Raw genomic sequence first — 15,488 nt, forward strand, 5'->3', positions numbered from 1 at the left:
TCAAAAGATATGAAACGATTCCTCCTTGCTATTTTACTCTTTACCGGATTCGCGGTAAAAGCCCAGCACAATCCTGATGATCAGATCCTATCCGACAACTGGGACGTGGTAGGTGGTGTTGACTTTAAAATTGTTAAAGACTCAGAAATGTATGCCGTTTATACGCCTGAAATTAAGAAACATGCCAACAAATCATTTGAACTGGAAGGATACATCGTTCCAATCAAAGATGGTATGAAACAAACCAAGTTTATGCTGTCTACTTTACCTATCAACCAATGTTTTTACTGCGGAAAAAATGGCGTTCCCATCATGGTATTGGTAGAAATGACAGAACCGATTAAATTCACTTACAAAACAATTGTCGTAAAAGGCACGTTGAAATTAAACACTGGAAATGCCATGGATAACCCACCAATTTCCATCGTCAACGCAAAATCAATATAATTATGAAACTAGATCCTGTAACTATTTTAAAAGAACACGACCTTAAACACACCAAACAAAGGGTCCGCGTACTGGAAGAAATTGCTTTGGATACGGTAGCGATCTCACAACCGGAGCTGGAAAAAAAGCTGGGTAAAGAGATCGATCGCGTCACACTATACAGAATCCTGAATACTTACGAAGAAAAAGGAATTGTTCACCGAATTATGGACCTGAATGGCACGGCAAACTACGCATTATGCTCGGCTGCCTGCTCTGAAGACCACCACCATGATGAACACGTACATTTTAACTGCACCACCTGTGGTAAAATCTACTGCCTGGAAGTAACCGTACCAAAAATTAAAATGCCGGCCGGATTTACCGCTAAAACCGTCAATACAACGGCTTATGGTACTTGCGAAAAATGTAACGCATCGCTACCGCTTTCCGTATAGTTACTTATTTACATAAAAAACCGGCTCACTATTTAACAATAGCGAGCCGTTTTTTTATGTATTATATGTTTGTCCTCTATAAGGACAATATTAAGCCCAGGCCTTATATAAGAAGTTAAGCCAGTTCTTATGAAAAATAAGCTCAAGCTCTGCTGCTGTATACCCTTTCGCAGTAAACATGCCCAGCATCTTTTGCAAATCAGAAATCGTATCTAAATCAAATGGCGACTGCTCTGTTCCAAAAGCACCATCCAAATCGGAGCCTATCCCAATATGTCTTGCATTACCTGCCAACTGGCAGATATGATCTGCATGATCTACTACCTTTTGTAATCCGCAGCCCTTTCCTTGTGGGGTAGACACCCCTCTTTGCCAGTCGGGAACCAACATCCAGTTGTCTAAAGCGCCACCAATTACTGCACCTCTACTGATTAAGGCTAATATCTGATCATCGCTATACTGCCTGTTGTGATTTACTAAAGTCCGGCAGTTGTTGTGACTTGCCCAAACCGGACCAGAAAAATGATCCAGAGCCTGCCAAAAAGCATCGTCGCAAAGGTGTGTGGCATCCAGAATAAAGTTCAGCCGCTCCATTTCTTTCAGTAACTCCAGGCCTTGAGCGCCCATCTTTCCGGTAGCATCGGTGCCATTTGCATATCGGCCAGGGCCATAATGCGCCGGACCAATTGCCCGCAATCCATATTGATGCGCGCGTTCCAGATAGGAAACATCTACAATAGAATCGGCACCTTCCAGACTCAGGATATACCCGATTGGTTTCTTCTCATTTGAAAACCCATCGTTCCACAAGTCAAAATGACTTTTCAATTGAGCAGCATTGGTGATTTGAAACAGTTCTCCTGCCTCTTCCATGGCTTTATACCAGGCCAGCTGGCCCTGAGTTTGTGCCCAGGCTTGCTCCGGCGAATTCCAGCCTGGAATCCCACTATCCGGTTTCACATAGCGGGCAATTTGTGTAGCCACTACGATCCCGATATTTCCTTTCCGCAATTCCGGAAAAGAAACGGTAGACTTCTCGCGGTCGGGCTTGTCCGTCATGCCCTTTTCCAGGCTTCTGATCGTACTTACCGGCAACCTCAAATCCCTGTTCCATTCCATGGCATTCATGCTTAGGTCTAGGTGTGCATCGATTATAAACATAAATTCTTAGGGTTAATATAACTCAAAAACTGCTTCTACTTCTACCGGAATATTGTCCGGCAAAGAGCCCATACCTACCGCACTTCTTACGCCAATACCATTCTCCTGGCCCCATACCGCGGCAAACAACTCGCTACAACCGTTAATGATGTAAGGGTGTTTTTCAAAATCCGGGGAACAGTTTACCATTCCTAAAACTTTGATCACCCTTTTTACCACATCTAAACTACCAAAATTGGTCACAATGGTAGACAACATGGTTAAGCCAACTTGTCTGGCGGCAAGCTTCCCTGCTTCCGGATCCATATCCGCACCAATTCTTCCTATAATCAGCGACTGGTCTGGCTGTACCGGCCCATGTCCCGATAAATATAAATATTTACCATCTACTAAAAACGGTTTATAAATTCCAAGTGGTTTTGGAGCTGGTGGTAATACTAAATCTAATTTCAAAAATGCTTCCTGCGCTGATAAATTCATGGTAATTATGCTAAAATTGTGTGTTAAAATGTTCTTATTTGTCCCACCATACACGGGTGGTTAATGTATTTGCACCCTGACGGGCAATCGCTTCCTGCACATGTGCGGTATTACTTGCCCCTTCTGCATTCGGGTAAATCAATCTTCTCGGAATCGTTCCTCCGGTTACATTTCCAGGGTAATTTACAGGCACCAATACCGGGTAACCTGTTCTTCTCCAATTGGCAAAAACTTCATATTCATCCAGGTATAAAGCCACCCAGATCTGCGTATTGATTTGTTCAAGTTGTTTATCAAATGAAACACTGCCTTGATAAGGATGAGCAAGCCAATACTGATTTCTCTTTTCCGGAGCAATGCTATAATTCGAGCCATAAATACCTGCCTGATCAAATGATCCATTCAAACCTTTTTCATAGAACTCCGCAGCGGTCCCGAGGTTATTCCAGCCACGAACAGCTGCTTCCGCCAGGTATAAATTAGTCTCCGCATTCCCCAATACCATCAATGGCGCATCTAATCTGAAGACCGTGCTTTGATTTGGTTCAGAATAAGTACCCAATTCAACCGGAGAAGGTGCTACGCCTACTCCATTTGGAAATCCTTTTTGAATCGCAGGATTTGGATCCTGGGTAGTCCCTACCCATACACCAGCATAAACGCTTAGTCGTGGATCATTGTTGTTCTTCAGGTAGTTGATAAATGTGGCGCTTAATTTTCCACCTTCAATATTATTCTTACCAAAAGAATTCGGAGAAAAGTCTCTGCTTCTGGATTCTCTGGCCGTAGGATTACGGTTCAGGTCTTGCGGACCATCGCTATATTTCATGGTCGCATTGTCTTCTTTATTCAGGATCACCCCACCAGCAATTGCTTTTTTAACCCAACTTTCTGAAAGTGTCACATCTTTTTTGCTCATTCTTAATCCAAGTCTAAGCATCATCGAATACGCAAACTTCTTCCATTTCAACACATCACCATTGTAAATAAAGTCGTTACCGCCATAAGAAGGCTTTGCCGCGTCCAAACCTTTTGCTGATTCTTCCAGTTCTTTCAGCAAATCTTTATAAATCGATTCCTGCGTATCATATTTAGGATTGAAATTCAAATCTGTGAGCCCTTTTCCCGCTTCACTATAGGGAATATCTCCATATAAATCCGTGATTCTATGGTAAATATAGACCCTCCAGATGCGTGCAATATTCAATTTATTGACCTCCGCAGGATTTGTTTTGACCACCCGGATGACCTCTTCAATCTCATTGACTGCAATCGGATAACCATCTGTAAAATAAGGTGCCTGATAGAAATCATTGGCAAAATACTTATCGCCAATTCCGGAAACCTCTTTATAAGTGGCATAATGCTGGATAAATCCACCCAGATTCAATACTGCGGTCAGGTAATAATTATTACTCATCGCGCTCAGTTGAGATTTAGAAAACAAGAAAGCGGCGGTTGGTTTTGATAAAGAGTTTGGGTTCTCATTCAGATCGCCAAAATCCTTAGTACATCCCGAAATCGTTAGGATCAGCAGGGTACTTATATAGTATATATATCTTTTCATTGGTTGAAGGTTTAAAATTTAACACTTAAATTCAGTCCGTAGCTTCTGGTGCGTGGCACCCCAAACTGCTCAATTCCCTGTGCATTTCCTGCGCTAAACACCGATTCAGGATCTACATTTGGTGTTTTTTTGTACAGGATAAAGAGGTTCCGGCCCACCAGCGAAAGTGTGGCAGAACTCAGTTTCGACAACATCTTTACTTTACTGACTGGCAACTGATAGCTCAGAACCACCTGGCGCAGTTTGATAAAACTAGCATCGTATACAAACAGCGAAGAGATATTTCTAAAACCATCGCCATAATATTTTTCCAGCAAAGAAGGATCGATGACCATATTTACCGGATTTCCGGCCACATCAACACCATTAATTGGTACACCAGTATCACGACCAGCCAGGGTCATTTTAGTTAAGCCCATCCGCGTACCATACAAATCAGTACCGGAGTACAGACTTCCGCCAAATTTCCCGTCGATCAGGATGTTTAAACTGAATTTCTTATACCTGAAATCATTTGAAAAACCCACAGCCCAGGGATGTACCCCTTGTCCGAGTTGCTCTAAAGGCCCCGGAACTGGTGTAGCTACTCCTCCTGAAACATTATACACAGTTTTTCCGTTCGCATCTTTTTGTTCTCTTCTCCCCATAATCACACTGTAGGGACTGCCTACTTTACTATAGATATAGGCATAACCGTTAACCGCTGAGGCCATCACAATAGAATTCAGGTTTTCTGCTAATTGCAGGACTTCGTTTTTGTTGTAAGCGGTATTTACACTGGTACTCCAAGAGAAATCAGACTTATCAAGAATTTTTCCGGTGACTAACAATTCTACTCCTTTATTGCTAATCTCCCCAACGTTTAGCAAAGCTGTTCTATAACCTGAACCGGTAGAAACCGTAGTTTCCACGATGTCTTTAGTGGTACTTCTATCATACCAGGCAAAGTCGATTCCTAAGCGATTCTGAAACAAAGAGGCTTCAAAACCGGCTTCAAAAGTGGTAGAGGTTAAAGGGCTCAGGTTAGGATTAGGAATCCGCGTACTGGTTACCTGTTGCAACTGTTGTCCGAGGTGACCGTTTTGAATCATAGAATAAGAAGGATTCAAGGCATAAGGATCTGGCGTTGCGCCACCTACCTGTGCCCAGGAAGAGCGCAGTTTTGCAAATTGAACCCAGGAAGGCATTTTCAAGATTGAAGAAAGAATGATACTCGTTCCAATGGAAGGGTAAAAAATGGTGTTATTTTTTGGTGCAAGGGTAGAAAACCAGTCCTGGCGACCTGTGAAGGTCAGGAACACTAAGTTTTTATAGTCCAGATCTACCGCACCAAATAAAGAAGAAGTTTTGGTTTTTCCATAAGGATAAGTGGTAGTCACTGTGCCAAGATTGGAGATCGAATAGAAGTTTGGCGTGATAAAGTCTTTTCCCTGAATCAGTACCTCATCTCTGCTGGAAGAACGGTTATTGACACCAAATAAAGCATTTAAGGAGAAATCTTTGATCAGATTTTGCTTGTTATAATTGATGGTCACTTCAGAATTGATGGTAATTAGGTTAGATCTTTCTTCTTTAGCACCACCCAGTGGCGTATATAAAGAGCCCGTTGGCACGATACCCAGGTATTTAAAGTCATTATAATCCTGTCCGATCCTCGCATTGAAAAATAATTCCGGCAACAGGTTCAGTTTCAGGTTTACCATAGATAAGAACCGGTTCCTGGTGTCGTTCTTTTTAAACTTGTTGACCACAAAATAAGGGTTACTGGCAATTGGAACCGGATTCCAGGCAATTTCATCGCCATTGGCATCATATCCAGGTGCCAGATTACGGATATCAACCGTATTGGCAATCATATAGGTTCCCCAGTTTGGATTACCATACGCATCGTTGACTACCGTTCTGTTTTTTGCATTTTCCAGGTTATATTGCATCACGGCATCAATTCTCAGCCATTTGGAAAGCACGAGTTCTCCGGCGAGATTGAAAGTCTTTCTGTTGAAATTTGTATTGGGAACGATGCTCCTGTTATTCATATCAGATAGTGAAAAACGCCCGTTTGCCGATTCATTGCCTCCCGAAAGTGCCAGTGTATTGGTGGTGGTAGTTCCCGTTTGATAGAAATTCTGAATGTTATTTTTCTGCGGACTATAAGGTCTTTTAACCCCATCAAACTGGATCACATCCGAACCATCCATTTTAGCACCCCAGGAAGAACGTCCCGCAGCAATTGCATCAGCTTGTGTCAATGGTTTCGCCCCATTTTTACCAGAGCCATATTCATATTGCCAATCCGGAATAACTACCGGTGATTCCATCGTAAAACCGGAATTGAAATCTATACCCAACCCTTTTTGTGCTCCACCTCTTTTGGTTTTGATCAAAATCACCCCGTTAGAGGCCAAGGAACCATATAAAGCTGCTGCGGTTCCTCCTTTTAAAATGGTGATACTTTGAATATCGTCTGGGTTGATTCCGGCAATTCCATCTCCTCTGTCTATGTTTAAGCCATTGGCGATACCATCAGCCGTAAAACCCTCTGTTAAGGGTAAACCGAGCAGGGTATTGTCGATGGGCATATCGTTAACAACATATAAAGGCTGATTGTTCCCGTTTAAGGAACCATTTCCCCTGATGATTACCCTACTTGATCCGCTTGGGCCAGTTGCAGTACTTGTGGCGTTTACTCCGGCAACTTTACCTACCAGCGCATTCGCCAGATTGGTTTCTCTGGCTTGTGTAAATTCTGTTCCTTTTACTTCTGTAAGTGCGTAAGCCAGGGCTTTACGCTCTTTCTTGATCCCCATTGCCGTAACCACCACCTGATTCAAGGTATTTTCATCCGATGGAGAAAGCTGTACTTCGATCTGTGTTTCCTGCTGAACCTGTACTTCTTTTCTTTTGTAGCCAATATAGCTGAATACCAATGTTTGCGGTCCATCCGGGATGCTCAGTACAAAGTTTCCTTTTTCATCAGTTTTTGTTCCTTTTTTAGGATCTGATTTCAAGAAAACAGAGACCCCTGGAATAGAAAGCTGGTCGTCGGAAGCGGTAACACGTCCCTTAATTTCCCGCAAATTAAGTTCAACATAGGATGAAGGAAGGCTTATTGCAAAAACTTCGGTTAAGGGCACCGCTATTGGCCCCAGCAACAGGAGAAGTAATGGTAGTTTTCGAATCATGGTCTTTTGGTTTTTGGTTAGGTTGTTATTGACTGGCTTTGGTTAATCAGCCGGCTTAGGAAATCAAATATAGAATTGTTTTGGAATAATTGCATATTATTTGCAATTATTTTTTGCAGAACAATAAAAATGAGATGCGAGGGTCAGCTTAAAGTCTTGCGCTTTCATAAAGAAAGCAAAACAGACACAAAAGCACCAAAAAACAGAAATTGAGAAGAGCTATCAGGTCAGACATTTTAAACAAGTAAAGCCATATAGGAGAAAAAAACACACTTACTGATTTACATTTTGCAAAAATTATGCAATAAAAATAGCTCAAAATAGAAGCGCAGATTTTTTAAAGCCAGCCTTAAAATAAAATCATTAGCTTTAAACATCAGGTCTCCATATGAAAGGACCGGTAAACCCAGGCTGGTAAAGGGGGTGTTTATCACAAGCTTTCGGGGTGAAAGCGTATTTTGGTTTGGGACAAATGGTATACAGCTCGTATAGTAGTGCTGGTTAATGAGGGGTTTCCGGAGGCTCGGCGAGGAGTTGACGAAGGGAAATCCTACGGCAACCGTTAGCAACCCCTCGACAACCCTTCAGCATCTCTCCAGCAACCAGCACCAGTATAGCACTGCTATAGCCATTTTATGGCAGTAGTAACTAAGCACAATCATTAGTTATAACTTCTAAAAACTGACCTCACAAAAAATAAAAACAGCAAAAAAAATAGGGTGTGTCATAAATGACACACCCTATTTTCAATATCAGTTAAGATCTACTAGTGACCTTGGTGACCATCAGCACCATGTGCATGACCGTGGCTTAATTCTTCTTCAGTAGCTTCACGTACAGAAAGGATTTTACCAGCAAAAATCAGGTTTTTTCCAGCCATTGGGTGATTTAAATCTACAGAAACAGTAGTTTCGTGGATTGCAGTAACACCAGCTCTGAAATGGTTACCTTGGTTATCTTGCAAAGGAATTACATCACCTACAGCAGGTAATCCAGCGTCTTTGAACATATCGATAGGCAAGTCAGCGAAAGCTCCCGGATCTAATTCTCCGTAACCGTCAGCAGCAGTAAGCTCGAAGCTATACTCATCACCAACATTTAATCCTGCTAAATGCTCTTCGAACTTAGGTAACATCATTCCTGTACCATATAAAAACACAAGCGCATTTTGCTCATCTGCTTTCTCTACAAAAACTTGTTGTCCTTCTTCATTAGTCGTATGCAATTCGTACGTTAATGATACTACTGTGTTGGGTTTAATACTCATTATGATGTTATTTTAGTTATCAATTTAAATGCTTCCTCAACAGTTTTACTGACGACTGGCACAATTATTTTCGGCAAATATAGATTTTTGTTTCAATCCTTTCCGTATCTTTTAACAAAGGTTCTGTTGAATTTGTTCCAGCGGAGGTGATTTTCTTACTTCCATTCCCCTGACCAGGCACGCTTAACCGAAACTTAATCCGGAATATGCCTGTTTTAGCCGCTTACATAATTTGATGCAGAGATTACATTCCCGGGGATTTCCAACTGTCCTTGATTTTGTGTTTTTTTGGCGATCAGACATTTATTATGCTACAAAATGACAGAATAAGCAATAGATGCTCCTATCTTTAACCGCAGATAAAGCAATACAAATGATCAGATTAAATAAGGATACCCCCTCAGAAGTACTTCAGGAAGTTAAAAAAGGAGATTTAGTGACTGATACGTTTAGTAAAACCGGTCTGGTAGAAGAGATTGAAACTTCTGATGATGGCCTGTACAGAATCTATAATTTTCATTTGGTAACCGGCAGAACCATTACGATTAAAAAGTAAAGGCTTTCTATTTAAATAGAAAAAACTGCCATTTTATTAGATTTACACAGACGAGTTGCTGCTTTTTTCTCCAGGGCTTTCAAAAAACTTAGTGCTGGTATTGTGCGGATGTAAGGTACCCAGAAAGCCCTGATAGTAGTTATGCGCATGAACTTTGGCTCCATTATTCCTGATAAAATCATCGTCTTCGCCAATTTGCAAATCTTTAAAAGGATGCTGTTCCCAAAATGATTTTTTATAAATCAGATTCGCCCCATTGAGCCATGGTCTCTTAGAATTAGAATTTTTAGTCATCCAGTACTTATTCTTTGAAGGAGAAAAAAACTGAATCTGATTAATACCGGATATATCCGCACCAGAACTCAACAAGGCCTCTACCTGGTGGCTCATCCAATCTGAAGCATACCAATCATCATCATCCCAATGCATAATTAATGTACCATTAGTTAAAGCATTGGCCATATTCCGTTTTGTCCCCAAAGCACCCGCATATAAGGGATCTATGTAAAAATAATTAATATCCAGCTGGTCTGGGACTAAATCTCTTATTGTATCTGTTCCATTGTCCAGAATGATCAATTCCTTATTCTGGTAATCCTGCTTTTGAAAATACCGAATCGCGGTAGCTACAAAGTCACGCCTGTTTGCCGTAGGCATAATACAGGAGACCATCGGTAAATCCGAAGCCTCCAACTGCTGAATACCGGTTGTTTCCCTATCCTGTATTTCCCCCTTTTGCAGCAGATGTGCCGGACCTTCAATCACTTTGATCCATTTTTCCAGTTGTAACTTTTCTCTGGGATTTTCAAAAGGTTTCATGATCAGATTATCATGGTGCAATATTCCGAGATAGCCATCACTATAATCGTGTGCAAAAACTTTAGCCCCTGAGTTCAATACAAAGTCATTGTCTTCACCCGTCTGAAAACATCCAAACGGATGCTTTTCCCAAAAGGATTTATGATAAGCCATTGTTGCGCCATACACCCATGGAGCCCCATTCTCCTCATCGATATAAGTTTCTCTTTTTCTTAATGCCGTAGCGTAAAAATTCACCCGGTTTAATCCGCAGATATCTGCTCCGGAATCCTGAAGCGCAGCAGCCTGTTTTGTTACCCAGTCGCTGGCATACCAGTCATCATCATCCCAATGGACAATAATCTCTCCCTTTGCGTACTGACAGGCCTTATTCCTCAACAAACCAATTGTATGCGAGGGTTCAATCTTGAAATACTTGATCCGGTTTCTATTGAGTAAATCTTTGTCGATCCCGATCTCTCCATCATCAATAATGACCAACTCCAGATTTCTATAATTCTGATTCAGAAAATAATCAATCGCATACTTCACAAAATGAGGACGATTGGCGGTAGGCATAATGCAGGAGACCATGGGTAAGTTCATCATTTTCTTTTTCCTAAAAATAACCAGAAAGAAATAGACGAAATAGGGACAAATGACACAAAATCAGTATGTTTAAGGAAACCAGCTCAGAATGAAGATCACACATACAGAAATATACCGCTTTAGCATTCCGATGATTCCTTTTGTAATCGCCACGGGAACGATGGATTTCGCGCAAAATGTGCTGATTAGAATTCATACTGATTCCGGAATTTATGGTGTTGGAGAATGCTCTGCCTTCCCGATGATTGTTGGGGAAAGTCAGGAAACCTGTCTCGCGATGGCCAAAGTATTTGCGAAAATACTGATTGGAAAAGATCCTTTAGATATTCCGGAAAGGATGAACGATTTGATGGGCTATGCGCACAATGGAACCATTAAAAGTGCTTTCGACATGGCTTTATTTGACATCTCCGCTAAAGATGCAAACCAACCTTTGTATCAATTTCTCGGCGGACAAAAGAGAATCGTGGAAACCGATATGACCATTGGCATTGGCGATCCGGAAATCATGGCACTGGCGGCAATTAAATACCAGCAACAAGGTTGCAATATTCTGAAAGTCAAGCTTGGCAAAAACGTTAAACAAGATATTGAGCGCATTAAACAAATCCGGGAGGCTGTAGGAGACGCTATGAAAATCCGCCTGGATGCCAATCAGGGCTGGAGGTTTGACGACGCGCTTTTTGGACTGGGCAAACTTGCCGAATATAACATAGAATTCTGTGAACAACCGATGCGTACCTGGTACGACGATTATTTACCGGAATTAAACCTCAACTCCCCGGTTAAAATCATGGCCGATGAAAGCTGCTATAACCACCATGATGCGCGTAAACTGATCAACAGTAAATCCTGTGAATACCTGAATATCAAATTTGCCAAATCAGGTGGCATCCTGGAAGCACAAAAGATCCATGAAATCGCCCTTCAAACCGGCACAAAATGCATGATTGGCAGTATGCTGGAAAGCAGAATTGCCACTACTGCAAACCTACATTTCGCTTTATCCTGCCCGAATGTAATCTTCTTTGACCTGGATACCTGTTTACTTGGACACCTGGTTGATCCTGTAATTGGTGGATTAACCTATGACGGCTATTTTCTGGAAGTTCCGGAAACTCCGGGTATTGGTGCAGATGCAGATCCGGAATTCTTAAAAACCTGTGAACGTTTTTTGATCTAATAAAAATAACGCTTACCATGCTATCACACTTACAAACAGCAGCATACCAGCGCAATCATTTCTTTTTCCTTAAACGCGCTCTTTTTCTAAGAGAAAAACCAGCAATTCCCGTATAAACACCCCTTGACAATTTTAATCTATTTCATTAATTTGGTAAACTTAGTTTACAAAACCACCACATTAATGATAGACTACCATAAACAAGCTGTTTTATTTCAACAGTTATATATCCTCAAAAAACTAACAGACGACTGGGGCGAAAAGAACATATGCCACCTGCATCAGCCGCATTTCAACATGGCTTTTATGCCGTTTTTCATGGCTGTTGGATTAGATGGAAAATCCAGCAGTACCATTGCAGCAACGCTTAAAGTCAGCAGACAAGCAACAGGAAAGATCATGAAAGAACTGGAGCAAAGCGGACTTATTAAAGTAGAAAAGAGCACCACAGACGCCCGTTCTAACCTGCTTCAATTAACAGAAGAAGGGCGTAATTTCTACCTGAAAGTAGCCGAACAAGCCAGCCTGCTTACCCGGAAATACGAGAAACTGATCGGAAAAAAACAACTGGAAATGATGACGGAAACCATGGAAAAGATGATTCATTTCCATGAGAAACTACATCAATGTCACCTGATGGGTGGCACACATGGTTAAAACCGAACAAACAAATACTTAGTAACTGAGGATTTTAGGAATCCTCAGTCGCTCAAAAGCAGTACTATCGCCATTAAACGCGTTAAAATCCACCACATGATTGATCCCGGTAATCCGGGCTTTATCAGAATGCTGCCAGAAAAACCAATTCGTGTCCCCGCTAACCTTCAATTTTGCCTGATGATAATGTGCAATCCATAACGGATATTCATCGAAATGCCCTTTCAGGTAATCTTTATAAAAAGTAAGTCCGGAATAGATAATCGGTTTTACTTTAGTCTTTTTCTCGACATAGCTGATAAATTCCTGTAGTTCCTTGCGCATACTGGCTGGATCTACCCCATTCAACTGCTCTATATCCACTACCGGAGGTAAATCCCCTTCTTCAAATTTCACAGTTTGCAGAAAGAACTTTGCCTGCCACTCTCCGGATTTCTGAGGTCTGAAAAAGTGATAAGCACCGCAAACAATCCCAGCTTTGGCTGCTTCCCTCCAATTGCGTTGAAAATACGGGTCTACGCTTAAAATCCCTTCTGTAGCCTTGATAAAAGCAAATTTCACCGATACCTCGTCCTCTTTCATCGCTTTCACCTTACGCCAGTCGATCTTTCCCTGATAATAGGAAACATCAATACCATGAATCGAATGCTTTTTCGGAATACGGATATCAAAACTACTGTAAGTACGGTAATTTGGATCTTGCCCCCATTCTTTCACCCAGCGCCAGGTAGAACTAAACCCTTTAATGATATAACCGTAATAAAATGGCGACAATAAAATCAGCATTAATCCTACGATGGCGAACTTCCACTCCAGAGCCAGTGGCTTTTTCTTCTTTACGACTTTACGCTTTACCGCAGGCTTTTTTCTTGCGACAGCCGGCTTTCTTGCGACAGGTGTTTTTTTAAGTAAAGGAGAATCTGGCGGTACTAAAGGCATGGTGTAAAAATACAAAAGGGCAGCCGATTTGGCCACCCTTTTTTGAATAAGTATTTATTCTATTTAGAATCAAGTCCTTATTTGCTCAACTCCGCAAAATACTTGTGGAATAATGGCAAGGTTTCGATTCCTTTATAATAATTAAAGATGTCATATTTCTCATTTGGCGAGTGTAGGGCATCACTATCTAATCCGAATCCTAACAATACAGATTTAATACCTAAAGCACTTTCAAACAAAGCAACAATTGGAATACTACCACCACCTCTTGTAGGGATCGGTTTTTTACCAAATGAATCTAAAATCGCCTGTTCTGCAGCACGGTAAGCGATGCTATCCGTTGGCGTTACTACCGGCTCACCACCATGATGTGCCGTTACTTTTACCTTCACGTAATCAGGAGCAATACTTTCAAAATGTTTCGCGAAGATTTCAGAGATCTCTTCAGAAGTTTGATTTGGAACCAAACGCATAGAGATTTTAGCATTCGCTTTAGAAGGTAATACCGTTTTAGCACCTTCGCCAATATAACCGCTCCAGATACCGTTTACCTCTAAAGTTGGTCTTGTTCCGGTACGTTCCAAGGTAGAATAACCTTTCTCGCCCCATTCTGCATTGATTTCCAGGTCTTCTTTATATTCATTCAGATCAAATGGTGCTGAATTTAAAGCCGCTTTTTCAGCGTCAGTCAATTCTATAACCTTATCATAGAATGCAGGAATCGTAATGTGGTTATTTTCATCATGCAATGAAGCAATCAGTTTACATAAGATGGTTGCAGGGTTAGCCACGGCGCCACCATATACACCAGAGTGTAAATCACGGTTCGGACCAACAACTTCCACTTCCATATAAGCCAAACCACGAAGTCCGGTTTCAATAGAAGGGTTTTCCATGCTGATCATAGAAGTATCAGAAATCAAGACCACATCTGCTTTTAAACGCTCGGTATTTGCTTTCACAAACACACCAAGGTTTGCAGAACCTACTTCTTCCTCCCCTTCGATCATGAACTTCACGTTACAAGCCAGGGTATTGGTTTTCATCATCAGTTCAAATGCCTTTACGTGCATATAAAACTGACCTTTATCATCACAGGCACCACGTGCATAGATTTTACCGTCACGAATGGTTGGTTCAAAAGGAGGTGTTTTCCAAAGCTCCAAAGGATCTGCTGGTTGCACATCATAATGACCATAAATTAAAACGGTAGGCAATGTTGCATCGATGATTTTCTCCCCATATACAATTGGATAGCCTGCTGTTTCACAGATCTCCACATTATCCGCACCAGCTTCTTTCAGTTTCTGAGCTACAAAGTCAGCTGTTTTCAATACATCACCTTTATATTTAGGATCTGCACTTACCGAAGGAAAACGTAACAGTTCAAACAACTCGTCTAAAAAACGTTGTTTGTTGTCTTCTACATATTTTTTAATCTCTTGCATAACAAATGGTTATTTAACGCCTCTAATTTGAGTCGATAAAACTAGAAAAATTTATGCTGAAAAGCGCATAAAAAAACCCTTATTAATATCATTAATAAGGGTTCGGTAAAGGTGATTAACCTTATAAACTCTTTTGCAAGCCAATCAAATCAGTTACTAATTGATCTCTAAGCGCAATAAAATCATAGTTTACGAAATCACAAGAGTATTTTCTGAAGGCCATTTTATAACCGATCGTAAATTCTCCCATTTCATAAGTAGTATCTTTAATTGCTGTATCCAGCTCACCGTCGTTTTCTGCAATACGCAAACCTTCGATCAGTTCATTGAAGATAAATTTCTTATCTTCTCTATGCGCATCAGTACTATATATAAAAGTGAATAAAGCTTCTGAGTAAACTCTGATGGATTCCATCACATTGATGTGATCAGAAATCGCTTTTTTCAATCCTTTATTAACTTTCTCTTTTATTTCTGTTTCCGGTCCGGCAACTGCTTCCGCATCTTCCTTCATCAATTCTGACTTGTATTCTTTCAGGGAATCGATACCAAGAAATGTCAATTTAACACCACCATCCACACTATCAATAAAAGCAGGTGCTACTATCTTTCCCTCAAAATCAGTCAAATGAACACCTATAACATCTACTTCAATTTCTAACTTCATAAAATATTTTTTATAAAAATATGAAAATAAACACAAAACCCCTTGACGCCTGGCATAAGAATAATTTATTAACTTCGTTTCGAACGCTAT

Annotated in this window: 14 protein-coding genes; 5 read left to right on the plus strand and 9 right to left on the minus strand. The window is 41.0% G+C overall.

Going from position 1 to position 15,488, the window contains the following annotated elements:
* Positions 1-9 precede the first annotated feature (9 nt).
* Positions 10-447 carry a hypothetical protein gene (locus tag R2Q66_RS06660; RefSeq protein ID WP_316747229.1) on the plus strand — a complete coding sequence of 146 codons (438 nt, stop codon included), beginning with the start codon at positions 10-12 and terminating at the stop codon, positions 445-447.
* A 2-nt stretch (positions 448-449) separates the two neighbouring features.
* Complete coding sequence (locus R2Q66_RS06665) at positions 450-884, plus strand: Fur family transcriptional regulator (protein ID WP_316747230.1); 435 nt, start codon at positions 450-452, stop codon at positions 882-884.
* A 90-nt stretch (positions 885-974) separates the two neighbouring features.
* Here R2Q66_RS06665 and R2Q66_RS06670 read toward each other — a convergent pair whose 3' ends face one another.
* From R2Q66_RS06670 to R2Q66_RS06690, 5 genes are all read right to left on the minus strand, one after another.
* Positions 975-2,045 carry a dipeptidase gene (locus R2Q66_RS06670; RefSeq protein ID WP_316747231.1) on the minus strand — a complete coding sequence of 357 codons (1,071 nt, stop codon included), beginning with the start codon at positions 2,043-2,045 and terminating at the stop codon, positions 975-977.
* A 12-nt stretch (positions 2,046-2,057) separates the two neighbouring features.
* Positions 2,058-2,525, minus strand: coding sequence for a RidA family protein (locus R2Q66_RS06675; RefSeq protein WP_316747232.1), 468 nt, complete (start codon positions 2,523-2,525; stop codon positions 2,058-2,060).
* 34 nt (positions 2,526-2,559) lie between these two features.
* Entirely contained in the window at positions 2,560-4,092 is a 1,533-nt protein-coding gene (locus tag R2Q66_RS06680) for a SusD/RagB family nutrient-binding outer membrane lipoprotein (protein ID WP_316747233.1), read from the minus strand.
* Positions 4,093-4,103: 11 nt separating this feature from the next.
* Positions 4,104-7,274, minus strand: coding sequence for a SusC/RagA family TonB-linked outer membrane protein (locus tag R2Q66_RS06685; protein WP_316747234.1), 3,171 nt, complete (start codon positions 7,272-7,274; stop codon positions 4,104-4,106).
* A gap of 766 nt (positions 7,275-8,040) precedes the next feature.
* Positions 8,041-8,541, minus strand: coding sequence for a peptidylprolyl isomerase (locus R2Q66_RS06690; RefSeq protein WP_316747235.1), 501 nt, complete (start codon positions 8,539-8,541; stop codon positions 8,041-8,043).
* 373 nt (positions 8,542-8,914) lie between these two features.
* Here R2Q66_RS06690 and R2Q66_RS06695 point away from each other — a divergent pair, with 373 nt between their 5' ends.
* A complete protein-coding gene (locus R2Q66_RS06695; RefSeq protein ID WP_316747236.1) occupies positions 8,915-9,097 on the plus strand; it encodes a hypothetical protein in 183 nt (60 codons plus the stop codon).
* A gap of 42 nt (positions 9,098-9,139) precedes the next feature.
* Here R2Q66_RS06695 and R2Q66_RS06700 read toward each other — a convergent pair whose 3' ends face one another.
* The gene (locus tag R2Q66_RS06700; protein ID WP_316747237.1) at positions 9,140-10,504 is read right to left on the minus strand and encodes a glycosyltransferase family A protein; all 1,365 of its coding nucleotides are present in this window, start codon (positions 10,502-10,504) and stop codon (positions 9,140-9,142) included.
* Between the two features lie 88 nt (positions 10,505-10,592).
* Between R2Q66_RS06700 and R2Q66_RS06705 the strand changes: the two genes are divergently transcribed.
* Together R2Q66_RS06705 and R2Q66_RS06710 are read left to right on the plus strand one after the other, a co-directional pair.
* Positions 10,593-11,687, plus strand: coding sequence for a dipeptide epimerase (locus tag R2Q66_RS06705; protein ID WP_316747238.1), 1,095 nt, complete (start codon positions 10,593-10,595; stop codon positions 11,685-11,687).
* A 183-nt stretch (positions 11,688-11,870) separates the two neighbouring features.
* Positions 11,871-12,344 (plus strand): MarR family winged helix-turn-helix transcriptional regulator, encoded by a 474-nt coding sequence (locus R2Q66_RS06710; RefSeq protein WP_316747239.1) that lies wholly within the window; start codon positions 11,871-11,873, stop codon positions 12,342-12,344.
* An 18-nt stretch (positions 12,345-12,362) separates the two neighbouring features.
* Here R2Q66_RS06710 and R2Q66_RS06715 read toward each other — a convergent pair whose 3' ends face one another.
* From R2Q66_RS06715 to R2Q66_RS06725, 3 genes are all read right to left on the minus strand, one after another.
* Positions 12,363-13,283 carry a glycoside hydrolase family 25 protein gene (locus R2Q66_RS06715; protein ID WP_316747240.1) on the minus strand — a complete coding sequence of 307 codons (921 nt, stop codon included), beginning with the start codon at positions 13,281-13,283 and terminating at the stop codon, positions 12,363-12,365.
* A 77-nt stretch (positions 13,284-13,360) separates the two neighbouring features.
* On the minus strand, positions 13,361-14,731 hold the full coding sequence (locus R2Q66_RS06720) for a dipeptidase (RefSeq protein ID WP_316747241.1): 1,371 nt from the start codon (positions 14,729-14,731) through the stop codon (positions 13,361-13,363).
* A 121-nt stretch (positions 14,732-14,852) separates the two neighbouring features.
* Complete coding sequence (locus tag R2Q66_RS06725; RefSeq protein WP_316747242.1) at positions 14,853-15,398, minus strand: hypothetical protein; 546 nt, start codon at positions 15,396-15,398, stop codon at positions 14,853-14,855.
* Positions 15,399-15,488: the final 90 nt, after the last annotated feature.

Origin of the sequence: Pedobacter gandavensis (assembly GCF_032677645.1) — a bacterium.
GTDB lineage: Bacteria > Bacteroidota > Bacteroidia > Sphingobacteriales > Sphingobacteriaceae > Pedobacter > Pedobacter gandavensis_A.